Source organism: Paenibacillus sp. 01T442, assembly GCF_056398345.1.
Genome location: NZ_JBFTPF010000025.1, coordinates 38,946 through 64,799, shown reverse-complemented (window position 1 = coordinate 64,799; position 25,854 = coordinate 38,946). Strand labels below are relative to the sequence as shown.

At 50.3% G+C, this 25,854-nt stretch carries 17 protein-coding genes and 2 pseudogenes; 17 read left to right on the top strand and 2 right to left on the bottom strand.

All coding sequences use genetic code 11. The annotated features are described in order from the left end of the window. The first annotated feature begins 197 nt into the window (after positions 1–197). The 4 genes from AC1DLM_RS19365 to AC1DLM_RS19350 are packed head-to-tail and all read left to right on the top strand — an operon-like array spanning position 198 to position 4,653. The gene (locus AC1DLM_RS19365; RefSeq protein WP_477570889.1) at positions 198–1,418 is read left to right on the top strand and encodes a Gfo/Idh/MocA family protein; all 1,221 of its coding nucleotides are present in this window, start codon (positions 198–200) and stop codon (positions 1,416–1,418) included. 38 nt (positions 1,419–1,456) lie between these two features. Next, the gene (locus tag AC1DLM_RS19360) at positions 1,457–2,728 is read left to right on the top strand and encodes a Gfo/Idh/MocA family protein (RefSeq protein ID WP_441988370.1); all 1,272 of its coding nucleotides are present in this window, start codon (positions 1,457–1,459) and stop codon (positions 2,726–2,728) included. Between the two features lies 1 nt (position 2,729). Then, complete coding sequence (locus AC1DLM_RS19355) at positions 2,730–3,467, top strand: glucosamine-6-phosphate deaminase (RefSeq protein WP_441988371.1); 738 nt, start codon at positions 2,730–2,732, stop codon at positions 3,465–3,467. Between the two features lie 25 nt (positions 3,468–3,492). Then, positions 3,493–4,653 carry an N-acetylglucosamine-6-phosphate deacetylase gene (locus AC1DLM_RS19350; protein ID WP_441988372.1) on the top strand — a complete coding sequence of 387 codons (1,161 nt, stop codon included), beginning with the start codon at positions 3,493–3,495 and terminating at the stop codon, positions 4,651–4,653. Between the two features lie 192 nt (positions 4,654–4,845). Here the strand turns inward: AC1DLM_RS19350 and AC1DLM_RS19345 are convergent, their stop codons facing one another. Next, a complete protein-coding gene (locus AC1DLM_RS19345) occupies positions 4,846–5,868 on the bottom strand; it encodes a LacI family DNA-binding transcriptional regulator (protein ID WP_441988373.1) in 1,023 nt (340 codons plus the stop codon). Positions 5,869–6,221: 353 nt separating this feature from the next. Between AC1DLM_RS19345 and AC1DLM_RS19340 the strand changes: the two genes are divergently transcribed. The 9 genes and pseudogenes from AC1DLM_RS19340 to AC1DLM_RS19300 all read left to right on the top strand — a co-directional run. Next, positions 6,222–7,547 carry an ABC transporter substrate-binding protein gene (locus tag AC1DLM_RS19340; protein WP_441988374.1) on the top strand — a complete coding sequence of 442 codons (1,326 nt, stop codon included), beginning with the start codon at positions 6,222–6,224 and terminating at the stop codon, positions 7,545–7,547. A gap of 331 nt (positions 7,548–7,878) precedes the next feature. After that, positions 7,879–8,760, top strand: a complete 882-nt coding sequence (locus AC1DLM_RS19335; protein WP_441988375.1) for a carbohydrate ABC transporter permease — start codon at positions 7,879–7,881, stop codon at positions 8,758–8,760. Further along, on the top strand, positions 8,753–9,583 hold the full coding sequence (locus tag AC1DLM_RS19330) for a carbohydrate ABC transporter permease (RefSeq protein WP_441988376.1): 831 nt from the start codon (positions 8,753–8,755) through the stop codon (positions 9,581–9,583). Before AC1DLM_RS19335 ends, AC1DLM_RS19330 begins: the two co-directional genes overlap by 8 nt. Next, positions 9,580–11,583 carry an alpha/beta hydrolase family protein gene (locus tag AC1DLM_RS19325; protein ID WP_477570888.1) on the top strand — a complete coding sequence of 668 codons (2,004 nt, stop codon included), beginning with the start codon at positions 9,580–9,582 and terminating at the stop codon, positions 11,581–11,583. The genes AC1DLM_RS19330 and AC1DLM_RS19325 overlap by 4 nt, the downstream gene beginning before the upstream one ends. A gap of 31 nt (positions 11,584–11,614) precedes the next feature. Continuing rightward, positions 11,615–12,862 (top strand): Gfo/Idh/MocA family protein, encoded by a 1,248-nt coding sequence (locus AC1DLM_RS19320; protein ID WP_441988378.1) that lies wholly within the window; start codon positions 11,615–11,617, stop codon positions 12,860–12,862. A 138-nt stretch (positions 12,863–13,000) separates the two neighbouring features. Then, entirely contained in the window at positions 13,001–13,702 is a 702-nt protein-coding gene (locus AC1DLM_RS19315; RefSeq protein ID WP_477570887.1) for a carbohydrate ABC transporter permease, read from the top strand. A gap of 482 nt (positions 13,703–14,184) precedes the next feature. Continuing rightward, positions 14,185–16,362, top strand: coding sequence for a glycosyl hydrolase family 28-related protein (locus tag AC1DLM_RS19310; RefSeq protein ID WP_441988381.1), 2,178 nt, complete (start codon positions 14,185–14,187; stop codon positions 16,360–16,362). A 149-nt stretch (positions 16,363–16,511) separates the two neighbouring features. Next, on the top strand, positions 16,512–21,074 hold the full coding sequence (locus tag AC1DLM_RS19305; protein WP_477570886.1) for a DUF4838 domain-containing protein: 4,563 nt from the start codon (positions 16,512–16,514) through the stop codon (positions 21,072–21,074). Positions 21,075–21,176: 102 nt separating this feature from the next. Further along, a pseudogene (locus AC1DLM_RS19300) lies at positions 21,177–21,413 on the top strand (carbohydrate binding domain-containing protein); the annotation flags it as partial. A 34-nt stretch (positions 21,414–21,447) separates the two neighbouring features. Here AC1DLM_RS19300 and AC1DLM_RS19295 read toward each other — a convergent pair. Continuing rightward, positions 21,448–22,148 (bottom strand): annotated as a pseudogene (locus AC1DLM_RS19295) (IS6 family transposase). Between the two features lie 325 nt (positions 22,149–22,473). On the opposite strand from AC1DLM_RS19295, the gene AC1DLM_RS19290 reads away from it, so the two are divergent. The 4 genes from AC1DLM_RS19290 to AC1DLM_RS19275 are packed head-to-tail and all read left to right on the top strand — an operon-like array spanning position 22,474 to position 25,851. Further along, entirely contained in the window at positions 22,474–23,376 is a 903-nt protein-coding gene (locus tag AC1DLM_RS19290; protein WP_477570885.1) for a fumarylacetoacetate hydrolase family protein, read from the top strand. A gap of 25 nt (positions 23,377–23,401) precedes the next feature. Further along, positions 23,402–24,280 carry an SMP-30/gluconolactonase/LRE family protein gene (locus tag AC1DLM_RS19285; protein WP_441988384.1) on the top strand — a complete coding sequence of 293 codons (879 nt, stop codon included), beginning with the start codon at positions 23,402–23,404 and terminating at the stop codon, positions 24,278–24,280. Positions 24,281–24,336: 56 nt separating this feature from the next. Beyond that, positions 24,337–25,434 (top strand): alanine racemase, encoded by a 1,098-nt coding sequence (locus tag AC1DLM_RS19280; RefSeq protein WP_477570884.1) that lies wholly within the window; start codon positions 24,337–24,339, stop codon positions 25,432–25,434. An 18-nt stretch (positions 25,435–25,452) separates the two neighbouring features. Continuing rightward, the gene (locus AC1DLM_RS19275) at positions 25,453–25,851 is read left to right on the top strand and encodes a RidA family protein (protein ID WP_441988386.1); all 399 of its coding nucleotides are present in this window, start codon (positions 25,453–25,455) and stop codon (positions 25,849–25,851) included. The last annotated feature ends 3 nt before the right edge of the window (positions 25,852–25,854 follow it).

Sequence of the window (25,854 nt, the reverse complement as noted above, 5' to 3'; positions counted from 1 at the left end):
AATCGATTGCTGTAAATTTCCGAAATATATGAATTTATAAGCAAAAATAACGCGGAAAGGGAATAAAATATTGCCTTGAAAAGGTTTCCATGTTACTATTTCAAAAGAAATCGATTTCTTTTTCCTTTTGTGAACGGTAACGATTTCGGATGTTTCAATTGAACGAAGGTGTAATAAAGGGGGAGGGGAGGACAACGATGACGAAGAAAAAGTATGTGCTGGTCGGCGCCGGCGGAAGAGCATTGCATATGTTCGCCAAACCAATGGTGACGGAATTGCAGGATTACGTGGATTTCAGAGGCGTGTTTGATACGAACCAGACGCGAGCGAGGCTATTGAGTAAAGAATGCGGCGATGTGCCGGTATATACCGATTTTCATCACATGCTTCGCGAGGCCAAGCCGGATGTTGTCATTGTCGCGAGTACGGACTATACACATCATACCTATATTATTGAGTCGCTCCAGGCAGGTTGTGACGTCGTATCCGAAAAACCGATGACGATTGATGAAGAGAAGACGCGGGCGATTGTTGATGCGGAGTTGAAAAGTGGCAAGAAAGTAACGGTAACGTTTAATTTACGGTTCGCTCCCTATTTCGCCAAAGTCAAAGAACTCATTCAGTCAGGGACGATTGGCGATGTTTATCATGTTCAGTTGGAGTGGTTCCTTGACCGCAATCATGGCGCCGACTACTTCCGAAGATGGCATGCGGAGATGAGGAACAGCGGCGGGTTGCTCGTGCATAAGTCCACGCATCACTTTGATATTATCAACTGGTGGGTCGATTGCAGGCCGAAACAGCTTCAGGCATTCGGTGCGCGGCGTGTATATGGCGACCAAGGGGGGCCTAAGGGCGAGCGTTGTATGACCTGTGATTATCAATCCACCTGCGCATTTTATAAAGATATTACTGCCGATGACTTCATGGGCAACTATTATGTCGGCGCCGAGCATGAAGATGGTTATTGGCGAGATCGGTGCGTATTCGACGAACGTATCGATATTTATGACACGATGAGTGTCAATTTGGAATATGAGAGCGGTGTATTTCTTAATTACTCCTTGGTTGCCTATAGCCCGTATGAAGGCTGGAAAGCGACGATTAACGGCAGCAAGGGAAGGCTGGAAGTTGGCAATACCTACCGCAATGCGGATATGAGCGCCGTGAATCCGAGCATCATAGAGTACTATAAGCTGGATGGCACCTCAGAACGGATTGAGGTTTCCACGCAAATTGGCGGTCATGGTGGCGGCGATGAGAAGCTGCGCAAAGCGATATTTATAGGCGGTGTTGAGGACCCGCTCGGCCAACAGGCAGATAGCCTTGAAGGGGCGGATTCTTGTCTGATCGGCGCGATAGCCAACCGTTCGATTGCGGAAGGAAAATTACTGAAAGTGCCTGATTTGCGAGGATAGAACGTATTCATGATAAGGATAGGAAAGGTGGAACTCGTATGCAACCCATTACAATTACGTTGATCGGCGCAGGCCTCCGGGGAATCAGATATGGTGAATATGCTTCCTCGAAACCGCGAGAAATGAAGATTACAGCCGTTGCGGAGCCTGATGACTTCAAACGCAACCGCGCCAAAGAAGCATTCGACATTCCGGAAGAAAAGTGTTTCAAAACCTGGGACGATTTGTTCGCTGCGGGCAAGCAATCTGATGCGGTGTTCATTGCTACGCGGGATCAAGATCATTTTGTTCCGGCTATGAAGGCGCTGGAAGCCGGGTATCATGTGATGCTGGAGAAGCCGATGTCACCAAGCTGGCAAGAATGTATTGAGCTTGAGAGGACGGCAGAACAGCACAATCGTATTTTAACGATTTGTCATGTGCTGCGTTATGCTCCTTTCTTTCAGACCATCAAGCAATTGCTGGATGAAGGCCGAATTGGCCGGCTGATGTCCATTCAGCATAATGAGAACGTTGGCTATTGGCATCAGGCGCATAGTTTTGTTCGCGGCTATTTCAACAATGCGGAAAAGTCCAGTCCGATGATTCTTGCCAAATCGTGTCATGACATGGATATTATTCAATGGTTTGCCGGCGGCAAATGCGTGAGTGTTTCGTCCTATGGGCATTTGTCTTATTTCAATAAACAGAATGCGCCTGAGGGAGCACCGAAATACTGTATTGACGGTTGTCCGGTCGCCGACTCATGCCTCTATTATGCGCCAGATACGTATATGATCGAGAAGGGCGATTGGAAGGCAGAGGCCGCGAGCGCAGATCCGAGCTTTGAAGCTCGGTACAAGGCGATGAAAGAAGGACCGTTCGGCCGCTGTGTGTTCCAAAGCGATAATGACGTGGTCGATCACCAAGTCGTCACTATGGATTTCGATAATGAAGTGACAGTGGCGTTCACGATGAGCGCATTTACGGAGAAGTGTAACCGCACACTCAAGCTGATGGGGACGACTGGTGAAATTCGAGCGACGATGGAAACGGATGAAATTGAAATTCGCCCTTTTGGCGCAGAGCGTGTTGAAGTGATCAAGCTTCAGGCATCTGAAGGACATGTCGGTCATGGTGGCGGCGATGGACGTCTCGTGAAAGACTTTGTCCGAACGGTTCGCGCGATGGCGTCGGGGCAAGGCGTGAAATCGAGTCAAACATCAGCCAAGGCATCGGTACAGAGTCACCTGATGGCTTTTGCAGCCGAACGTTCCAGAGTAGAGAAAAGAATGGTTCCACTTGAAGAATTTTATCAGGAGGGCAATTAGTATGAAAATTCATATCTTGGAATCTGCAGACCAATCAGGATTAGAGGCAGCGAGAGAGGGCGCAAGGTTGATCAATGCGGCGATAGCGGTTAAAGGGGAAGCCAGGATTGTACTTTCGACGGGTGCTTCGCAATTTGAATTTCTGAAACATTTCGTCAAGATGGATGTCGCGTGGGATAAAGTAGAGATGTTCCATTTGGATGAGTACGTCGGCTTGCCAGAGACGCATCCGGCTAGTTTCCGCAAGTATCTCAAGGAGCGCTTTTTGCAGTACGTCGATGTGCGGAAATATTGGCTGGTCGATGGCGAAGGCAATCTGAATGAGGCACTTGACCAACTGAATGAAGAAATTAGCAAGGCGCCGATTGACGTGGCGCTGATTGGAATTGGCGAGAATGCGCATATTGCCTTCAATGATCCGCCTGCAGATTTTGACGACGAGCGGCCTTTCAAAATTGTGGAATTGTCAGATACTTGCAAAATGCAGCAGGTTGGCGAAGGATGGTTTGCCACGGTGGAAGATGTGCCTAAACAAGCGATTTCTATGTCGGTCCAGCAAATATTGAAAAGCCTCAATGTTATCTCCGTTGTGCCCCGTCAAGCGAAAGCTCAGGCGATTAGGGATACGTTGCAGAATCGCGTTGACGTTAACGTTCCGGCTACTGTCATGAAGACACATGCCAATTGGAGTTTATATTTGGATAAACACTCATCCTCGCTTGTATACGAGTGGTGCTAATCTGCTGCAGGCGGAGGCGATTGAATTGAAATGGCAGGGGAAGCTGGTCACGACAGGAGAAGCGGTACAGATTGAGACGGCGCACGGCGTCATTACGAAAATAACCCGACTGCTGCAGACGGGCAGCCAGCTGCCGTGGATTTCGGCAGGGTGGACGGACTTGCAGGTGAATGGTTTTGGCGGGTATGATTTGAATGCAGAGCACACGACGATGGAGGACATTGAAGGTGTGACGAAGGCACTTCATGCCAAAGGAGTCACGACGTACTTGCCTACAGTCATTACCGGGAGCTTCGAGCGAATGCGTCAAGCGATGTCGGCCATTGCGGGGTATTGCCGAGCGGATTCGTTTGCTAGCTCATCCATAAAAGGCATTCATATGGAAGGACCTTATTTATCCAGTGAAGACGGCAGCAGAGGAGCGCATCCGCGAGCGTATACAAGAAACCCCGATTGGGATGAATTTGTGCGCTTGCAGGATGCGGCCGAGGGACGGATCTGTATGGTTACGCTCGCTCCAGAGCGGGATGGCGCCACAGCGTTCATTGAACGCTTGGCAAAGTCGGGCGTCGTGGTTGCGATCGGACATACGATGGCAACTGCTCAGCAATTGGACGATGCGGTGAAGGCCGGAGCTGCGTTATGCACGCATCTGGGCAACGGCTCGCAGCCGATGCTGCCGCGGCATCCGAATTACATCTGGCATCAGTTGGCGGATGACCGTCTGTGGGCGACGTTTATTCCGGACGGTCATCATCTGACCCCGTCGGTACTAAAGGCAATGCTTAGAATCAAGCGGGACAGAAGTATACTGGTTAGCGATACTACACAGTTCGGGGGCATGCCCCCCGGCGAATATAGCAGCTTGATCGGCGGCACAGTTGTGCTGCATGAGAATGGACATTTGCATACGGCGGACAATCCGCACATTTTGGCAGGATCGGCCGCATCGCTCGACAAGGGGATCGAGAATGCGATTCGCTATACGGATATGAGTTTAGTTGAAGCAGTTGAAGCTGTGACATTCAGAGTTGCTGCGGTGATGCAGGATGACAAGGCAGGGCGGGTGCGAATTAATAGCCCGGCAGATTTAACGTTGTTCGACTATGATCAGCAGAGCGGTGTGATTGCAGTCAGAGAGACGATTGTAGCTGGGGAGTCTGTGTACAATAACTTTCCGAAATAAAGTACCTTCGGAAAGCTTCACGAAGTCAAACAAAATATAGAGCGGACTTATAAAGCTCTTGAACCCGTCCTTGTGGCGATTCAAGAGCTTTTTCTAGCATTGAAGAAATCCTGTATATGCTCAGTGGAGAACACTTCGAGGATATGAAACGCAAGTATGGAAGTGAGCCCACCTCCACGATTCTCATCTGCTCTACGAAGGACAAATAGCAGTCGTACCTCCGGGAAACAAATCGTATTCCGTTATCAATTCGTACAACGGTGCCGTTTGGTTGTTTGGATGACTTTGGTTACGCTGGATCATCTCGATCAACCGTGTCATGGGAAGCTCTTTTTGCGAGTTGTTCATGAGAAAGGTCGTCAATTGGGGCACGCTCAGTTTGACGAACTCCGAGTATTCGTGGCCGATCAGGCTGATTTCGCCGGGTACGTCAATGCCAAGGCGCTTCAAGCCTTGCAGCACCCCGAACTGGATGACGGTGTTGGCGCAATAAGCGGCCGTATATTCGATATTCAATTCATGCATCCGGTTACATAACTCAAGTCCATCTTCTTCCTTCCCCGTCTGGATCAACGATTTATCCAGTTCGATGCCGGCTTCTTGCAGCGCTTGTGTGTAACCGGCTAACTCCCGCTTGATGATCAGCAAACTGAGGCTACCTGAGAAAAAGGCGATTCTCCGGTGGCCAAGCTCAATTAAATAATTGACCGCGTCGTAAGCTACCTTCTTGTAATCGCCCATGACGACAGGAATATCGGTTCGATCGGTACACCCGTAATAGAGGTGGGGAACTTTCGACTCCTCAAGAATGCCGATCATCGTGTCGTCCAAAATGCCTGAGACGAGAATGCCGGCCGTATCTGAGCTTTTGGCCAATTCTCTAAGCCGTTGGTGATCCTGTGGATTCGGTCTGATGCTCATGAACACCAAGGAATAACCGGAGCGGGCCGCTGCTTCTTCCGCCACCTTCAGATGATGGGAGAAGCGGGGATCGTTCGGATTCCGGTCATAGAACACATAGCATATTTTGGGGAGGACGTCCGAATCTCGATAGCCCAATTCCCTGGCGGCTTTCAAAATAAGCTGTCTCGTCTTCTCGGAAACCGTACTATTTGGCGCATTGTTCAGCACGAGGGAGACGGCTGTGCGCGAGACGCCGACATGATCGGCGATGTCTTTTTGGGTAACCATAACTTCGACCTTCCATTCTATCATGAAGATTTAGTAAACATGTTTATGTTTATTTCTTATTATCAGCGATGAGGGCGGCGGCGTCAATAAATCGTTCCTATATTTATTTTTTGTCGATGGCATCTTTTCAAATGAACATAACATATGTTATATTAGATTCATAAGAAAACGATTACTTTTCGTATGAAAGCGCTTGAAATTTAATTTTTTTGTGGTAAGCTTGGGTCATATCGAAATAATTTATGTTATATACAGGCTGAATTGAGTGGAAACAAGCTATTTCGGTTAAAAAATATAAATTATGTTATGGATTTCATTGTTGAAACGCGTCGCAAGACGATTTCATATATAGTTCAATAATATGGAGGGGTTAAAAGATGAACAAAAAGGGACTTATGATGGTTTCCATGTCGGCAATGTTAGCGCTTGCAGTTGCGGGTTGCTCGACAACGAAAGACGGCGGTGGCACACCGAGCAATTCGCCAACAGCTGGCGGATCAGCAGCGCCGAAGAACGTATCGCTCAAAATCGGTTTGCCTGGCGCCTATGATGTAACGAAAAAGGAAATTATCGACGGTTTTATCGCCAAATATCCGAATATTAAGGTTGAAATTCAAGACGCTCCTTGGGGCGACTTCGTAACGAAGATCGCGACGCAAATTGCCGGCGGCACGACACCGGACGTTTGGCTTCAGGAGAATGCGGTTATTCTCGGCTATGGCAAGCGCGGCGTTGCGGAAGACTTGGCTCCGTATATCAAGCGAGATCTGAAGGATGCCGACTACATCCCAGGCTTGTACGCTGCGAAGACGCCGGAAGGCAAAGTGTACGGCATTCCTCACGGCATTAACCCGGTTGCGCTCGCTTACAACAAGAAAGTGTTTGCGGATGCGAATATCCCGCTTCCAAACGACAACTGGACATTTAACGATTTGATCGAAACTGCTAAGAAACTGACGAAGAACGGCGCTGACGGCAAGCCGGCGATTTACGGATTCGTGGGCAACTTTACGATTACGCAAGGTTGGTTCCCGTGGATCAAGCAGGCGGGCGGGCAAGCGCTGGACAGTACGCTGACGAAATCAATGTTTAACGATCCGAAGACGTTGACCGGTATTAAGCAGCTTGCGGATGGCGTCAAACAAGGCTACTTCACGAGCGACGACTTCCAGAAGGCGAACGGCGGCGAAATGCAAACGTTCGCGACCGGGAAAGCGGCGATGTATATTCTCCAGTACAGCAACCAGGTTGCGATCAACAAAAACTTCCCGGACGCAGACTGGGATGTCGTGAAGTTGCCTAAAGCTGTCGACGGCAAGCGCTACGTACCGATGGTAACGAACTCCTGGTTGGTGTCTTCCAAGGCATCGCAGGACGTGAAGGATGCAGCATGGACGTTCCTGAAATACTACTTGAGCGATGAATCGCAAAATATCTTGGCGTCAAGCGGCTCGTCGATCCCAGTCAAGAAGTCGGCGTTTGAAGTTATTGAGAAGTCGACCACCAAGCCGCTTAACAAGAAGGCGTTCACCGAAGGCATCGCCGAGGGCGGCGTTACGCTGGATGAGAACCCGAGCTGGACCGAATGGCGCACAGCGGCACAGCCGATCATCACGGACATCGTGAAGGGTAATATTCCTGCTGAGGAAGGTCTCAAGCAAGTTCACGAGAAAGTGCAAGCTGTGTTGGATAAAAACAAATAAGAATTCGCGACGAGCACAGTGAAAACTGGTCTCAAAGCGAAGTTAAAGCTGTAGGGCAGCCGGCAATTGGAGACGGATCGCGCGCGAAGAGTTGGCGATTCGTCTTCGTCTGGTTGTTACTTTTGAAATTAAAGTGAGTGTTCAAAAAGTCGGGTTTTCAGCACCGAGAAGATTGAGAGAAGCTGAAGAAGGAGGAACGGAGTGTAGGGAAAACCTACATGAGTACCGCACTTCGAAGGTGAACGCAAGATTCGATGTCGAGTCCGCTTCCTGGATTACTTCGTGATCAAAAGACGACTTTTTGAACTTCCTCTTAAAAGGTGGTGTCCGGATGCATAAACATAACTATTGGGGCTATATTTTCACGCTTCCTTTTACGATTGGCCTTCTCGTCTTCACGGTGTTTCCCGTCGTCTTCTCGGGGTATATCTCGTTCGCCGAATGGGATTTGTTTAATCCGCCTAAGTGGGTCGGGCTTGCTAACTGGAAGGATGTATTCGGGGAGAAAGTATATTGGATCGCGCTCCGAAACGTGTTGTACTTCGCACTTATTTTTGTCCCGTTGCAGACGTTGCTGGCGCTTGTGATCGCCCACCTGCTGAACCAGGGGCTCCGAGGTCAAGCGCTGCTCAGGCTGTTTTATTTTCTCCCTGTCGTAACGCCTTGGATGGCTGCAGGGGTGATATGGGCATGGATCTTCAATACGCAATATGGGGTGCTGAACTGGACGCTCTCGCTTGTTCATATTCCGGCTGTCAAATGGATCTCTAGCATGGACTGGTGGGTCGTCATCGGAAGCATCGCGCTCGTCAACGTGTGGAAGGGCGTCGGTTCCTCGATGATTTTATTGTTGGCTGGTTTACAAACTGTTTCCAAGGATATGAAAGAAGCGGCACAAATCGACGGAGCGAGCAATTGGAATTATTTTATCCGAATTGTGTTTCCTCTCGTCTCGCCGATGATCTATATGGTGTTGATCTTGTCCACGATTTCGGCTTTCCAGGCATTCGACGTGTTCCTTAGTATGTTTGGATCGCTGCTCGCTAACGTACCGGAACGTGCTTTGGTTCCTAATATGCTGATTTTTGGGCAAGCGATGCAGCAGTTCAAGATGGGGACGGCTTCTGCGGGCGCATGGGCTTTGTTTGCGATTATTTTGACCATTACGTTATTCCAGCGCTACTTCGAGAAAAGGTGGGTGCACTATGACTGATAACCGCGCAATCGGCAAAATCGTATCCTATATCCTCCTGTTTCTTGGGGCGCTGGTGATGCTGTTTCCGTTCCTCTGGATGGTGTCCACTTCGCTGAAGACAGTAGGAGCACTTAGCGCAATGCCGCCCCAGCTCATTCCTAAACCGCTCACTTTCGAGGCGTATAAAGAAGTTTGGGACAAAGTCAATTTCGGTCGCTATACCGTGAACAGTGTGTTGCTTGTCATTGTCGATATGTTGGGTACCCTGCTCTCCTGTTCGTTCGTTGCGTTCGGTCTGGCGATGTACGAGTTCAAGCTGCGCAAGCCGTTGTATATCGCGATGTTGGCGACGCTAATGATTCCGACGCAAGTTACGCTTGTCCCAAGTTATTTTATTTGGAAATCATTCCATGCGCTTGATACGTATTATCCCTTGATTATTCCTAGCTTTCTCGGCGGGGCATTCGGTATTTTCCTGATGCATCAATATTTTAAATCGCTCCCTAAGGAGTTGTATGAAGCCGCTGTCGTCGATGGGTACAGTCCGCCAAGAATTTTTACAAAAATATATTTACCCTTGAGCAAGCCAGCGTTGTCCGCACTCGGCGTGTTTACGTTTATGGGTGTGTGGAATAACGCGATGGGACCGCTCATCTATTTGCAAAATAAAGCGCTGTACACGCTCCCGATCGGCCTGCTTTATTTGAGAAACGACTCGAATATTAGTCAGACGGTCATTATGGCGGGAGCTGTGATTGTGACGATTCCGGTTATTATCGTGTACTTAGCCGCGCAGAAACAATTCATTCAGGGCATCGCGTCGACGGGGTTGAAAGGATGAAAATCACCGATTTGGAGACGTGGCGCTTGCGGGATTTCGATGTGAAAGATCAGCTTCGGCAGTATGTGTACAGCCGATCGTTGGCCGCTTTCGCCGCAGGCGATCGCGACCGGGACGCCATTGTGACGCAGGAGCAATTGGAGACGCGCAGGAAGACGATGCGAGCGAAGCTGCTGGAGCAGCTTGGCGGGTTGCCGTCATCCGACGCAGCGCTCGAACCTTGTGTGACCGAGACGGTTGCTTTTGCAGAATACCGGGTAGAAAAAATCGTCTTTCAAGCTCGCCCGCAAACGTATGTGACGGCTAATCTTTACGTTCCTGATGACGTTCGCTCCCCGCGAGGCGCAGTTGTGTTTGCTTGTGGGCATGACATGTTAGCGAAGCATAGCATTGAATATCAGAACGCGTGCCAATATCTTGTCGGGGCCGGGCTGATCGTTATGGCGATCGATCCGATCGGCCAAGGGGAACGGCTAAGTTACTACGATCCCGAGACGAAGCAAACAACAGTCGGCTGGGGGACGGGTGAGCATGAGCATGCCGGTGAGCAATGCTGGCCGCTTGGAGACKGGATTGCGCGATATTTTCTTCACGACATGATGCGGGCGATCGATTATTTGGTTACCCGACCCGAGGTCGATTCTGGCAAAATCGGCATCACCGGTAATTCCGGCGGCGGCATGCAAACGTGCATGGCGATGCTGGTCGACGACCTGATCGCGGCGGCAGCGCCGGGCACGTTCCTGTCGAGCCKGGAAGCGATTATGCTGTCCGGTAAGCCCCAGGATGCGGAACAAATTTGGCCGGGCATGACCGCCATCGGCTTCGATCACGAGGATAGCTTGCTGGCGATGGCGCCGCGTCCGGTGCTGGTACTCGCTTCGACGGACGATTTTTTTCCGATCGAAGGGACGCGAAGGACTGTGGAGCGGGCTCGGCGGTTTTGGGCAATGTGTGGCCACGCTGACGGGCTTGAGTTGTTCGAGGACGAGGCGGTGCACAAGTACACCGAGCATCATGCGCAAGCAGCGGCGATGTTCTTCGCGAAGCATTTGAACGGCGAAGCTCGCTCTGTTCGTCATGTGCGGCCAGCCTTGGCGGAGCCTTCCCTGCTATGGTGTACGGCGAGCGGTCAGGTGAAGAGTGACTACGCGGATACGCGGACTATATGGGAGGAAAATCGTGATCGCGCCGCTGAACTGGCAGTGATGCGGAGCAGGCTGTCCGAACAGGAACGCGAGCTCCAGGCCAGAAGCTGGCTGAAACAGAAAGTATTCGATGGTAGGTATGCGGTGTCGCTGAACGACAACGTAATGGGCGGCAGGCGTACGGTGCCGCTAAACCCCCGCTATCTCGCGTTACCGCTGGCGGATGAGCAATTGCGTGTGCGCAGCGTCTTCTGGCGAAGCCAGGAGCTGTTGTTCAGTCATGCGCTCGTATTCCGCAATGTGCAGCAGGGCGATGCGAGCCTCCCAGTTACAATCGCCGTCTGGAACGGCGGAACTTCACGGCTGCAGCCGCATATGCCGTGGATTCGCGAGCAATGTGCTGGCGGACGCATCGTTATGGTGCTTGATGTGGCGGGAGCCGGGGCGCTGGCGCCGAACCCGGTTAACACGTTCCCGGTAGACGCACCGTTCGGCACGATTCACAAGCTGGCGATGGACTTGTTCTGGCTCGATGACAGCTTGGCGGCGCTGCGGACATTCGATGTTTTGAGGGCGCTCGATATGGCTGAGTGTCTAAGAGGATGCGTACACGCGGACGATGATATTCACGTGTATACGCATGGGACGTTCAGTGTGTACGCCCAATTGGCGGCGGGCTTGGATCGCCGTGTGGCGAAGCTCGAGGTAGTCGGGGGCTGCCACAGCGTGAGTGAATGGGTGCAGGAGCGCCATTATGACATACAGGACCGTGTCGCGACGATCATGCCGGGCATGCTGCGTTATTTGGACTTGCCGGATTTGCACGACTGGAGAGACAGTGAGTTGGATTAGATTTAGATTTAGAGAAAAGGGAGAAACCGCCATGAAAAAATACGTCATCATAGGGGCCGGCGGTCGAGCGCTCAGCATGTTCGCAAGACCGCTTGTCACGGAACTGAAACCTTTTGCCGATCTGGTTGGGGTATGCGACATTAATCCGGTTCGGGCGAGCGTTTTGAGCGAGCAAGCCGGGAACGTGCCGGTGTTTGACGATTTCGACGTGATGCTTGCGGCAACGAAGCCGGACGCGGTGATCGTTACGACGCCTGACAGCTTGCATCACGAATACATTATTCGGACGCTGGAGGCGGGCTGCAACGCGATCTCCGAGAAGCCGATGACGACGGACGCGGAGAAGTGCCGCGCGATCATTGAGGCGGAGCAACGGACGGGTCGCAAAGTCATCGTCACGTTCAACTGCCGGTTTATGCCGTATGTTGTCCGGATCAAGGAGTTGCTGAAGGAAGGCGCGATCGGCGACATCCTGCACGTAACCTTGAACTGGTCGCTTGATACGGATCATGGTGCGGATTATTTTCGGCGCTGGCATCGGCAGATGAGCAATAGCGGCGGTCTGCTTATCCACAAGTCGACGCATCATTTCGACATGGTCAATTGGTGGTTGGACGACGAGCCGGACACAGTTTATGCCAACGGGGCGCGGCTGTTCTACGGTCCGACCCGCGAACAGCGCGGCCATACGTGCTCGACTTGTGCGCATACGAGCACATGCGATTTTTACTACGATGTCACAGCCGATCCGTTTACGAAATCGTTCTATAAGGATGCAGAAGCGCATGACGGGTATTTCCGGGATCAGTGCGTGTTCGGAGAGGACATTGATATTTATGACACGATGTCGCTAAATGTCAAGTATAAGAAGGGGACGCAACTATCGTATTCGCTCAACGCCTATAGCCCTTATGAGGGTTGGAGGGCAACGTTCGTCGGCACGAAAGGCCGAATCGAGGCGGAGGATTATCATAGCGGCCTTGGCTTGCAAGAACCGAACAATGTGATCCGTATTTTCAATCGCGCGGGAGAATTGCTGACCATGCAAGCCGCTAAAGCAACCGGCGCTCATGGCGGCGGCGACCAGCGTTTGCGGCGGATGATTTTTGCTGGCGACTTGGCAGACCCACTTGGTCAAATGGCTGGCTCGCATGCGGGAGCGATGTCTATGTTGATCGGCGCGGCGGCCAACGTCTCGATTGCGAGCGGAGAGCAAGTCGCGATCGGGGATTTGCGGCAGAGTTCTCTTCGCCCGATATCGTCTCGGATCAGAAGCTGACTCCAAACATCCTGATTTACAGGGATGCCTTCCTGACATCGAAAATGGGCTACGCTTCCGCCATGTCCTGGGCGTTGTTCGCGTTGATCATCTCGGTTACGCTCGTGCAGAAATGGTTTGAGAAGAGGTGGGTTCATTATGAGTAAACGGATTTCATGGAAGAACGGAATCATTCATATTCTGTTGATCATTGGCGGGCTCGTGATGCTGATGCCGTTCTATTGGATGGTCGTCACCTCGCTCAAGTCAAGTGGAAACGTGATGAAGCTACCTCCGCAGTGGATTCCGAATCCGATCGATTGGAGCTTTTATTCGACGGTATGGATCAAGGTGGACTTTGCGCGCTATATGCTCAACAGCTTTTTCATCGTCACGCTTGATATTATCGGCACCCTGCTGTCTTGCGCGATGGTTGCTTTCGGTTTGGCGATGTTCAACTTCAGGCTGAAAAAACCGCTCTATCTCGCGATGCTTTCCACGCTCATGCTGCCGGCGCAGGTGACGATGATACCGGGCTATTTCATTTGGAAATCGCTTGGCGGGCTTGACACGTATATGCCGCTTATCGTTCCGAGCTTCCTGGCCGGCGCGTTCGGCATTTTCCTGTTACATCAGTTTTACAAAAACGTGCCGAGAGAACTGTTCGAAGCGATGACGATCGACGGCTGCGGACCTTGGTGGGTGCTGTGGCGTATCTATTTTCCATTGTCGCGTTCGGCCTTGTCGGCGCTCGGGGTATTTACGTTCATGGGCGTTTGGAGCAATACGATGGGGCCGCTCTTATACCTGCATGACAAAAAAGATGTTTACGCTGCCGCTCGGCCTGCTCTTCCTGAGTAACGACGTCGGMGTTGAGCCCCAGCTGCTAATGGCCGGCGCGGTGATCGTCACGATTCCGGTCATTATTATTTTCATCATCGCGCAAAAGCTGTTCGTAGAGGGGATCGCTTCTACCGGGCTGAAAGGGTAAACGTGCGATGCAAACAAGCTCCGCTTCGTGCTGTGATTGGAAGCGTAATAGGGAGTGCGGTTCTTCATGCAAGAACGCAGGCTTCATGTAATCCCGAATATAGGGATGCCTTGATTCGAATGGTCTTCCAAGAAGACTGAGGTTCCATTCAGGACAAAGACATGGAAGTTACTGGCTGTTTCCGGAATGGGATGGTTGGTTTCCCCGTGTCTAAATCATAAATGAAAGGAGATCATTCCGCATCCTGAGCGGAACAAACGACGAATCATCGGTGAATCGCCCCCTGAATCCACATTTGAAAAATCGCCTTTAACAAAATCACTTTCATTCATATTCATAGGAGGGATAAAACATGCCGAGCGATACGTTCGAATCTGATTCGGGTATGCAACAGGCGGGAATTGAAAATAGAATTAGCCGGAGGAAACTAATTGCTTCCATCGGTATTGTAGGTGCAGCGACTGTGGCTTCAACCATGTTCGGACAAAAAAGCGTGTTCGGAAATGGTAATGGTAATGGAAATACGGTGACGCAATCAGTTTACGGTTCGGGCGTTGGTTGGGCTGGTACCTGTTGCATCCCTATTAAATTGGCCGATTTGAGAGCCAGTTCAGAACCGCTGTCCGACGATTTGTATTACATAACGGATGCCGGACAAGAAGGACATTTTATTGGCGATGCGTCCGATACGGTTTCGACTGATAATACGGGAACTGTTGTCGTCTCGGCATCCGGCGTCCGATACAAGCGCATCATTACTACGGATTTTGTGAATGTGAAATGGTTCGGCGCCAAGGGAGACGGGCTGACGGATGATACCGTGTTGGTTCAGAACGCCGATAATACGGCCGCAGCATTGTCCAAACGTTTATATTTTCCATCAGGAACTTACATGACTTACGGATTATTGCTCCATACCTCGTGGTTCAGCTACGAAGGAGCAACCGTAAAAAATAATTCGCCGGGATCCAATAGATACAACTTTTTGAGAATAACCGGACAAAACGGCATCGAAATCGCGGGATTGACGTTCGATGGAGCGGTAAGCCCGGATCCGGTGGCTTGGAGCAGTTCCAACTACGATTCTTTTACCGGTGCCCTTGCTTTTGTTGTATACAGCAGCAGTAACATTCACCTGCAGCAGTGTGTATTCCAAAATAGCGTGATGTCGACGTTGAGGGTTGAAAGTTGTAATTCGGTTACGGTCGTCGATTGTACGATGAGAAAAGCCAGAGGAAATTTCGGTGACGCTGTTTACGTGGTCGGTAGCCGCAATGTCAAATTTGACCGCTGTTTGGCCGAAGACTATACGCGCATCGGGTTCGTCTCTGAAAGTAAGAGTACCAATCTGTCTTACTCGCAATGTTACGCTCGTTTCGGACATGATCAGTCCAAGCTTTACGGAGGAGGCGAATATAATACTGGATTTTGGGCCGAAAATTCGGAGAACGTAACGTATTCCCAATGCGTGGCCGAAAATAACACCCAAAGCGGCTTTACGGTAGCGCCGGGGGCCAACCGACTCCATGAATCGGCAGCGGCGGCTTTCGTGCTTGACTCTTGTATCGCTATCGATAATTTGTATGGGGTTATCGCAGACGATAGTCTGGCCAATTGTTTTTCAGTCACATGCTCCGGTTGTTACGTAACGGGCTCCAGATATGGAGTTGCGGTAAATGCGTGCCATCCGAACGATGTGGTGAGGCTGAATGAATGTTCGATCCAATTGCGCGTAAGCGCGCCCGGACAGCTGGCCGTGGGAATTATATGTAGCGGCAACGAATCTCAATCAACGATTCAAATCAGTAATTGCACGTTCGATCATAACGGAATGGATATGAATGCATTCGCATCAAGTGCGTCATCCTCCGGAGATATCGTTGTGTACAATCAAGCCAAGTTTCATATGCATATCGACCGATGCACCTGCGTCGCCACTTCCGAACCGCTTTATTTGAAAGCGCTTAATGGTACTCCATTATTGAAAGCAGCGAATAGTTTCTTGGCGATTCCGATGCTCTTTAATTTTCTGGGGGCCTATTTTGACAATTGTAAGTTTTTGGGAAATAATCATGTATTTGGAGGTTTCTCTGCGACAGCTGAGATCCAATTTCACAAATGTTCCGTCTTCGGAGGAATGCATCTCACGACAACCGGACGGATCCTTTTTGATGATGTAAGGTTTGCTTTATCAGGCACACAAATGATATTCATTGCGAGAACAGCTGAAAATAAAAATATACTTCTTGAATTTGTTAATTGCCGCTTTGAAAAGGATATCGATACTTCCGATTATATTGTCCGTATTCAAGAAGAAGGAACAATAAAGCCGACTACGTTGTTCAAGGGTTGCGTTTTTTATAATGTAAATGATGTCATAACCTCGACTAATACGTTTGTTTGGATTGTCCGGGCAGGAACAAATTATTATTACTCGGAGTGCTTTTCAGACGATACCGTGCAAAAACCTTTGAAAGTGAACACGTCGCTTACAATACCTTCCGGGAATGTGATGCTGGATCTCCATTAAATCATTCGATTTGGTTTGGTCCGTTTCGCTTGAAACAGTACTTTGAGGAGGAGGTGTATATGGAAGAAAGGGAAATTCGTTTTAATTGGCTTAATTTATAGGTTTTGCGGAATAAGGGAAATCGATTACTTAGAAACGGGAGGTTCAAGATGCAACGAATTCGGTTTATCGGAACGAAGTTTATTCTATTGCTTATTTTGAGTCTGATGCTTCCTTCATTTGAATCCGTATTGAATCTGGGGTCTGTAGCGCATGGCGCGGAAAATTCGGATTCTGGCAATTTGACTGACATTAAAGGACATTGGGCGGAAAAGCAACTGTTGGATTGGTCTGCCCGGGGATATATTCAAGGGTATGCGGATGGTGCGTTCCAGCCGGACAACATCGTAACCCGTTTGGAGTTTATGGCATTTGTCAACCGATCATTCGGATTTACCGAGAAGGTACCCATCCATTTTCGGGATCTGGCAGCTTCTAATTGGGCCTATGATGAAGTAGCCAAGGCGGTTGCCGCCGGATATATCGAAGGATATGAAGACGGAACGATCGGTGCGGATCGTCCGATTAGCCGTCAGGAGACGGCTATCATGATTGCCAGGCTGATCCGGTTGGACGGTACGGTCTATCGCGCCGCTACCGGTCGATTTAGCGATACAAGCGCCATTGCCGAATGGAGCAGGGAGGCCGTAGGGGCGGCGGCCAATGCCGGCTTATTGGAAGGATATGAAGACGGCAAATTTAAACCGGAAGCGCCGATTACCCGTGCAGAGGCTGTCGTTATCCTAGACCGCACAGTTGCAGTAAGATATACGGCGACCTACGATCAAGAGGGAACATACGGACCGTCCGAAGGAGTCGAAACCGTCAGACGGGACGTTGTGGTAAATGCTGCCGGCATTTCCTTGCGGAATATGCGAATAACCGGCAACCTGATTCTGGCTGAAGGAATCGGCGCAGGTGAAGTATTCCTGGAAAATGTGACGATTGAAGGAACGACGACAGCGAAAAGCAAGGGAGTCCAGTTGAATGTCGGCGAGGGATCGACGATTGTGTCTCTTTTGTTGGAGGCAGTGGCCAAAGTTACAGGAAAAGGCCAGATCCAAAAAGCTGTCATAAGCGAACAGGCGAAAGCTTCAACATTCGAGAAGAAACCGGATAAGGTGGAGGGAGCAGGTTCGACATCGCCGTCGCCAACGCCAACGACCAATGGCGGTGATAATGGCAACGATACCCCATCTGCACCGACACCATCGACTGCGCCTACTGCGAAACCTTTGGCCATCGTCTCGCAAGGGCAAGCCCATGCTGTCATTGTCAAGCCGGTGCAGAGCGATAGGGAAATAAACGAAGCGACAGCGGCAATTGCTGACTATATCGGTCGTGCGACTGGCGTAACACTATCGGTATATACGGTCGATCAACTGGAAGGGATGATGTTGGATCCCTCTACGGTTACGATACGGATTGGAGCCGGCTCCTACACCGAAGATCGGGAACTTGCAGATGAAGTGGGAGCTTTGCATCCTGACGGATTTATAATCGTTCCTGATAACAACCAGTTGATCATCGCAAGTCCGACGCTGATTGGAACACGTAATGGCGCATACGCCTTTTTGGAGAAATATGTAGGTGTTACGTGGCTATTTCCGGGGGAAGAGTGGGTTGATGTTCCGCATCTGGACGAACTGCTTCTGCCAAACGAACGTTGGAAAGATGAGCCAACAGCGTTCTCGTTAAAGCGCACGATGAATATGGGCAGCGAGTCGGTTTATGGCACGCTTCGTACAGATTGGCAACGCCAGAACCGGACGATTTCGGCATCTGACATCGCACTTGGCCATAACCTTTTCAATGTTTTCCCGGTTCAGAAATATGGAGATACGACAAAGTATCCGAATTTTTATCCGAATAATAAGCCGCCTGCTCCTGGTGCAGACGTGGGATGGCAGCCGTGTTACAGCAATCCGGCTACTGTTACAGAAGCGGTATACAATATAAAAGAGTTCTTCCGAAATAATCCGAAAGCAAATTCTTTCTCTCTTGCTGTTAACGATATAGGGGGCTATTGCGAAGGAAGTCCTGCTCATCCTTTATATCCGAACAAGGTCAATTCAGTCGGCAGGCAGGACATGTCGGACATTTATTACAAATGGGTGAATGAGGTTGCCGAAGGTGTACTGGCGGACTATCCGGACAAATGGTTTGGTGTTTATGCGTATGAGGAAGTTGCGGATGTTCCTTCGTTCAAGTTGAACCCGCGTGTCATTCCTGTGATAACGAAGGATCGGTTAGCCTGGGTTGACCCGGAAGTGGAAGCGCGAGGCAAAGCGCATATGGAAGCTTGGAGTGAAAAGGCGACACAATTGGGCTGGTATGATTACATGCTGAGTTATGTATATCCGCTTCCGCGTGTTTATCCGCATCTGCTAGAAGAGTTGTACACGTATGCACAGGAGAAAAATGTGCTCGTACACCACTGGGATATGCATCCTGTGCTCGGGGACGGCCCTCAGCCCTGGCTCATCGCCAAGCTCGGCTGGAGTATGGAGCAGAGTGCGGATACATTACTCGATCATTGGTATCAAGCAGCGGTAGGTCTGGAAGCGGCTCCGTACTTGAGAAAGTATTTTGATCTGTGGGAACAATTCTGGAGAACGAAGGCAACACAGTCATCCTGGTTCCAAGCTTCCAAGGATGACACCTACTTATCGATGAGAAATGACTCGTATTTAGCGCTTGCAAGAGACGAGCTCATTCAAAGTCGCTCCTTGCTTGAATCGGTACTCACTAAGGCTCAGACGGCGCAACAAAAAACAAGAGCGGGGCAGTTATTGCGCCAATTGGAATATTACGAAGCTTCTGGGCTCTCTTATCCGCGTCAGATCCAAAAGCCGACTAGCGATAACGACGTGTTGGCACTGTTGAACGATATGGAACAAACATTAGAAGATCGATTAAAGTTGGTGAAGCGCCGGCCGGAACTCATTGCCGAATATAACCAAAGCCCGACGCTAAGATACCCTGCCGATCMGATTTCATACGGGGAAACTTGGTCCGGTTGGAATGCAGATGAACTATGGCATGTCAAACATTACCTAGAGGATCACGGTCCTTTGGATGAGAATAACGCGATTATGCAACGCATTCACGCTTTCCAGAAAGACGCTTCCAAGCCGAAGCTTCGCGAATTCGCGAATTTGCTAGATCGCACCAATATCGGGCAGTCTTTAGCTGTCGATGCTTCATTCGAGGAGTCTGGTATTCCTACTTGGAATAAATGGCGGCCGGATAATAAGGCGAATATCGAAGTTACGGATGAACAGTCGTTTAGCGGAACACACAGTTTGCGTTTCACAAACGCCAAGCAAGCTGGTGTGTGGAAGTTTGTGGATGTTAATCCGGGATTATTGGCTTCTTCCGTCAAATTTTTCACGCCGGCAGGGATAACCAGCAAAGGGATCGTTCAAATCGTCATTGAGCTCCATACCGGGAAGGATAAATTGGTGTATTTCTCCAAATCGATAATATTAGCCGATCATGCCGGGCAATGGACGGAGATCAACTTCTTGGAAGAAATGCCAGCGCAAATTAACGGTCGCGATATTCAAAATATTCTAATCAACACGCAAGTTAGTAATGCAGAAGATGCCACCGTCTATTTGGATGACCTTGGGGTTTATCAAGCTCGAAACGGCGGCGCAGCAAATTTGATTGACGTTGTAAATGGCTATATCCTTGCAGAGAAGTTGACCGGCGCCCAAGCTCAGCCGATGCTTGGATTACTCGAATCGGCCGATCAAAAATATCAGCGGAATGAGATTGAACCCTATGTAGATCTTCTTGCTGATTTCATCGCAGAAGCGGAGCGGCTTCGGTCTACTGACGTATTAGGCGAAGCCGACAGTCAGGCTATCGTTGACGGAGCGTATGCGCTGATCAGAAAACAGATTAATCTTCAGCTCTCAAGTGAAGAGATCAAGGTTACGCGTGCAGGGACGTATAAGGTTCCAGTAACGATCAAAAATAATGGTTCCGTCCCTCTGAATGTTGAGCTTTCCGGCACGGGGGCGAATGGGATTCAACTCCAGTTTGCCAGCCCGGTTACGATTCCTGCCAACCAGTCGTTGATGGTAGAAGGAACATTAACCGTCCCTGTGGGATTGGGAGAAGGCGACTACTTCGTGGAAATTCGTTTGGGAATGGGCGGCAAGGATGCGCTGCATACAAGACTCAAGGTAGCGTATTACGCAAACTTGTTGAATAATCCCAGCTTTGAAAAGGTGAGTACGACGAATCCCTTACTTCCAAGCGATTGGTCCTCGACAAAAATGGAGCGATCGAATGAGCAGGCGCATAGCGGAAGCTATGCTGTCAAAGCGACGCCTGATCCGGGGAATCCGGGACTAGCGATAGAAGGCCGTTCACACAATGTTGCGATTACTCCCGGAGCTAAATATCGTTTGAGCGGGTGGGTGTACAGCGAAAATAGCAAAGCAAGATTTGGCTTACGCCAAACGAATCAGACGAGTGCATCCTTGAGTTATAGCTATACGCCGATCAGCACCTCTGGTCCGGGATGGCAGTACCTTGAATTAGAACTTGTCCCCCGAGCAGATGCAACGATTCTCCAGGTTTATTTGAGATTAGAGCCAAACGTTGGAGCGCCTGCATGGTTCGACGACGTGAAGCTTGAAATCATTCCAACGCCGTAGTGAAAAACGCGTATATCCTTTTGCTGAGGATATGCGCGTTTTGCCTAGGTTCATCATACGTACAATGCAATGCTTCCATGCTGATGGCCGCTTGTTCCCGGAGCCAAATATAAGCTGACGGGCTGGGTGAAGACAGAAGCGACTGCAGGCTCGGTTGCACTTGGCGTGCGCCAAATCGACGCCGGCGGTGCGTCTATGACCTACACGTGGACGGAAGCGGCGAAAACCGGCGATTGGACGAAGGTCGAGGTCGTCTTTACGGCCCAGGCAAATACGAAGCGCGGAGCGGTATTCTTTAAACTCGATCAGGCCGCGAACGGTTGTGGTGCAAGAATATAAAATGGATAGAAAATACCTATAAATTGTAATTTAACTATGCCACTATACCAAATATTTTATTGAGCCATTCTACGGAAGATAGGACAGACGAATTATTTTCCGCCTGCCCTTTACTAATCATATGCATAGCCTCGATTCCCCTCAACGTCTGCTCTGCAGTGTGAAACGTTTTGAAACCAAGCATTGGTTTTGTGATTTTCTTTATGAATCGATGATCTTGCTCCACAATGTTGTTTAAATACTTTGTCTGTCTAACCAAAGTTCCTTTAGGCATGGCTTTTTCATTTATTAATTCTTGTATGGCTGGTGGATATGTCGGGTTTTTATCCAAAGTGATCACACGTGGTAATTGATTATGTGGTGAGGTGAATGCTTTTGTGAAGAAACGCTTAGCTGCTGGCATATCTCGATTTTCGGATAACATAAAATCAATCGTTTTCCTCATAGAATCAACCGCTCTATATAAATACTTCCATTGACTTTGATGTACGTTTCGTCCGTTCTGTACGAATCATTTGTGGGTTTTAAATAGGGGCGGATTCGTTTGTCTATTTCGGGCCCAAACTCATGGACCCATCTCATGATCGTCGTATGGGAAATCTCTAATCCCCGCTCACTCATTATTTCTACGATGTCTCGATAACTTAAACTATATTTTAAATACCATCGCACGGTTAGTAAAATGATTGCTGACTCATATTGCTTCCATTTAAATAAATCCAATTTGGTTTCCATAAGTTGCTCCATCCCATGTCTTCATTATCAGTTACGTTATCATGTATTAGAGCTTTGCACCACTACCCGTCGGGTTCTGTGGGGGTTCGGCCACAAGTTGGGAGACTCTTCTACCCAGAGACTTTCTTTTCTGCTCGATTCTTATTACTCCTTTTTTTAAAATTAACGGGCTTTGGTTATCTGAGAGGAGTTAAAAATTAGGTCGTGAGCCACTCGTACAACAGGGATTGGCATGGCATCGAAAAGTGATTTACAAGATAATTCCGTTATGTTATGTTTTAAATGAAACATTGGTTTCGTTTGATGAAACAAAGCGAGGGATGTTATGAAATTACTTACTTTTTTCAAGGGAATGGAGCTGCATTTTGGGGTCCATACCAGAAAAGGCGTGCTTGATGTGACGAGCGCGATCTCGACGGCTTCCCAGGATAACCTTGTCCCGCTGACGATGATGGATGCGATTGCAGGCGGGGCGGAAGCGCTGAACAATCTCGATCAGTTTGTTGAGCGGATTCTTGCTGATGCAGACAGTTCCTCGTTGCTGCTGGATGAAGCCAATTTGACGATGGGACCGTGTGTGACGCATCCGGGCAAAATCATCTGCGTAGGTCTCAATTACCGGAAGCATGCGGAAGAATCGCAAATGGCGGTTCCCCAGTACCCGATCCTGTTCAACAAGTTCAACAACACCCTTACCGGTCATGGGGCCGATGTCGCCTTGCCCAAAGTATCTGCGAAAGTGGATTACGAAGCGGAGCTCGCGATTGTCATCGGTAAAACGGCGAAATATGTACCGAAGGAAGCTGCGCTCGAGCATGTTTTTGGCTACTGTTGCGTCAACGACTTGTCTGCGCGCGACCTGCAAATGCGTACAAACCAGTGGCTGCTGGGGAAATCCTGCGACGGATTCAGCCCTCTCGGGCCGTACCTTGTTACTACCGATGAAGTTGGAAACCCGAACGACCTGTCGATCCGAAGCACTGTCAACGGTGAGCTGCGGCAAAACTCCAACACGTCCGACATGATCTTTTATTGTGACGAGATCGTTAGTTACATCTCACAGCATATGACACTTCTGCCTGGTGATATCATCCTCACCGGCACTCCGGAAGGCGTCGTACTAGGCTATCCGGAAGAGAAACAAGTGTGGCTGAAAGACGGCGATATGGTAACCATTGAAATCGAGAAACTGGGATCGCTGACGAACAGGATGATTGCGGAAGCTTGAAGATGAGCGGGGGAGGAGATGGAAGGTGGATAATCGCCTGGAATTGATTGCAGCCGGAAGAGCGAAGCTCGGGGAAGGGCCTTGTTGGGATGCCGACAACCGAGTGCTGTATTGGGTCGATGTCACAGGTAAAAAGCTTTTTACGTATCAGCCGGTTACGGGTGTTCATCAGGAAGCCGAATTTGACCGCTTGATCGGGGCAGCCGTCCCGAGAAGCAGCGGCGGGCTGATGCTGGTCATGCAGGACGGCTTCCATTTCTTCGATCCGAAAAGCGGTGCCCTGACGAAACTGTGCGACCCTGAAGGCCACTTGCCGGACAATCGCTTCAATGACGGCAAGTGCGATGCCCTCGGACGGCTGTGGGCTGGAACGATGAGTATGAAGGGCGACAAGGCAGCGGGAACTTTATATTGCCTGGACACGGATTTGAGCGTTCGAGCGGTCGTTGAACAAGTCGGAATTTCCAACGGGCTAGACTGGAGCCCTGATAATACCATCATGTATTATATCGATTCGGTAACGAAACGGGTTTCGGCCTTCGATTTTGATTTGTCCGCAGGAACGGTAGGCAATCGGCGGACGATTGTGACGATACCAGAGGACGATGGACTCCCTGACGGTATGACCGTTGATAGGGAGGGGATGATTTGGGTCGCGCAGTGGGGAGGCAGCAAAGTTTCCAGGTGGAATCCTTATACAGGCGAGCTGATGGAGATCGTCCCTGTACCGGCATCACTCGTCACCTCGTGCGCATTTGGCGGCGAAAAACTGGATGAATTGTTTATCACGACGGCAAGAGAAGGGCTGGATGATCAGACTTTGCGTGGGCAACCGCATGCAGGAGGTCTGTTCAGGCTTAGAACACGAGTCGCAGGATTGCCTGCCAACCGTTTCGGAGGGTAATCGCTGCTGATCGATCGAGGACTTATTGACATTTCTATTGTGAGTGGAGGGGCTATATGTCATCGTTTCTAAAGGATCTCGAGACCCCGGCCGTTGTGATCGACTTGGACCGGTTGGAGGACAACCTCCGTCGAACGGCGGAAATTGCGGCGCAAGCCGGCGTGAAGTTGAGACCCCATATCAAGACCCATAAAAGCGTCTGGATTGCCAAACGGCAACTGGAACTCGGCGCCTGCGGCATTACCGTTGCCAAGCTTGGCGAGGCAGAAGTGATGGCAGATGCGGGGATTCGCGATATTTTGGTCGCGTATCCGATTATCGGCAAGAGCAAGCTCGCGAGGCTGGCCTCGCTCATGGAGAAGGCGAAGGTGATCGTCAGCGTGGATAGTATCGAGGCGGCTGCAGGATTGGCCGAGCTCGGGAAATCGCTGGGCGTGCGGATTCCGCTTTATCTCGATGTCAATTCCGGACTGAACCGCTGCGGAAGGGAGCCCGGCGCCGAGTCCGCTGAACTTGGGCTGCGCATCGGTGAACTGCCCGGGCTTGACCTTATCGGGCTGATGACTCATGCCGGACATGTGTACGGCATGCCGGCGGCGGAAGGCTGCCGGGAGGTCGCGCACGCGGAAGCACATGCGCTGCTGCTGACGCAGGAGCAGCTTCGGCTGCAAGGGATGGACGTGAAGGAGATCAGCGTTGGCTCCACCCCGACCAGCAAATTTGCCGCAGAGCTTCCAGGCATAACGGAAATTCGCCCGGGCGCTTATGTGTTCGGCGACGGATCGCAGCTTTATCCCGGCACGATTATGGAAGCGGAATGCGCAATGCGCATCTATGCGACCGTTGTCAGCACACCGCGTCCCGGAACGGTCATCATCGACGCAGGCTCCAAGACGCTGACGACAGATGTCAGCGTGCATCGTCCCGGGTACGGCTATATGCCGGAGTATCCGTCCGCCGTCATTGAACGGCTGAGCGAGGAACACGGCATCGTTCGGACAGAGGCCGATTGCCCGCTGCGGATCGGTGATGTTGTCTCGATCATCCCGAATCATTGTTGTACGGTCACTAATTTGCACGACCAATTGCTCGGTGTGCGAGGCGAAGGCGTTGAACGCCCTATATCCGTTGATGCACGCGGCAAAATCAAATAAGCGAAGGAGTAAACCTCTATGTCTCAATGGATTCATACCGATCAAGCCCCTAACTTTCCACTCCCATTCTCACAAGCCTTGCGTGCTGGCGATTTCGTCTATGTTTCGGGTCAAGTAGGTGTCGATCCGGAAACGCGCCAAGTGGTTGGCTCTACAATCGAAACGCAGACTCTGCAGTCTCTGCGCAACATCGAGATCATCTTGGCTGCGGCGGGCTTGACCCTCGATCATGTCGTCAAAGTGAACGCGTATCTTTCGCGACTGGAGGATTTCCCGGGCTATAACAAGGTGTATGAAAGCGTGATGAAGCGCCCGTTTCCGGCGCGCACCTCGGTGCAAAGCGGCATTGGCGACTATCTGGTGGAAATCGATGTCGTTGCGTACGTTCATACCGTGCGCGGTGAAACGAAAGGGTGAATT

Coding starts and splice junctions, on each gene's coding strand:
- AC1DLM_RS19365 (WP_477570889.1), top strand. CDS start 198: ATGACGAAGAAAAAGTATGTGCTGGTCGGCGCCGGCGGAAGAGCATTG.
- AC1DLM_RS19360 (WP_441988370.1), top strand. CDS start 1,457: ATGCAACCCATTACAATTACGTTGATCGGCGCAGGCCTCCGGGGAATC.
- AC1DLM_RS19355 (WP_441988371.1), top strand. CDS start 2,730: ATGAAAATTCATATCTTGGAATCTGCAGACCAATCAGGATTAGAGGCA.
- AC1DLM_RS19345 (WP_441988373.1), bottom strand. CDS start 5,868: ATGATAGAATGGAAGGTCGAAGTTATGGTTACCCAAAAAGACATCGCC.
- AC1DLM_RS19340 (WP_441988374.1), top strand. CDS start 6,222: ATGAACAAAAAGGGACTTATGATGGTTTCCATGTCGGCAATGTTAGCG.
- AC1DLM_RS19335 (WP_441988375.1), top strand. CDS start 7,879: ATGCATAAACATAACTATTGGGGCTATATTTTCACGCTTCCTTTTACG.
- AC1DLM_RS19330 (WP_441988376.1), top strand. CDS start 8,753: ATGACTGATAACCGCGCAATCGGCAAAATCGTATCCTATATCCTCCTG.
- AC1DLM_RS19320 (WP_441988378.1), top strand. CDS start 11,615: ATGAAAAAATACGTCATCATAGGGGCCGGCGGTCGAGCGCTCAGCATG.
- AC1DLM_RS19315 (WP_477570887.1), top strand. CDS start 13,001: ATGAGTAAACGGATTTCATGGAAGAACGGAATCATTCATATTCTGTTG.
- AC1DLM_RS19310 (WP_441988381.1), top strand. CDS start 14,185: ATGCCGAGCGATACGTTCGAATCTGATTCGGGTATGCAACAGGCGGGA.
- AC1DLM_RS19290 (WP_477570885.1), top strand. CDS start 22,474: ATGAAATTACTTACTTTTTTCAAGGGAATGGAGCTGCATTTTGGGGTC.
- AC1DLM_RS19280 (WP_477570884.1), top strand. CDS start 24,337: ATGTCATCGTTTCTAAAGGATCTCGAGACCCCGGCCGTTGTGATCGAC.
- AC1DLM_RS19275 (WP_441988386.1), top strand. CDS start 25,453: ATGTCTCAATGGATTCATACCGATCAAGCCCCTAACTTTCCACTCCCA.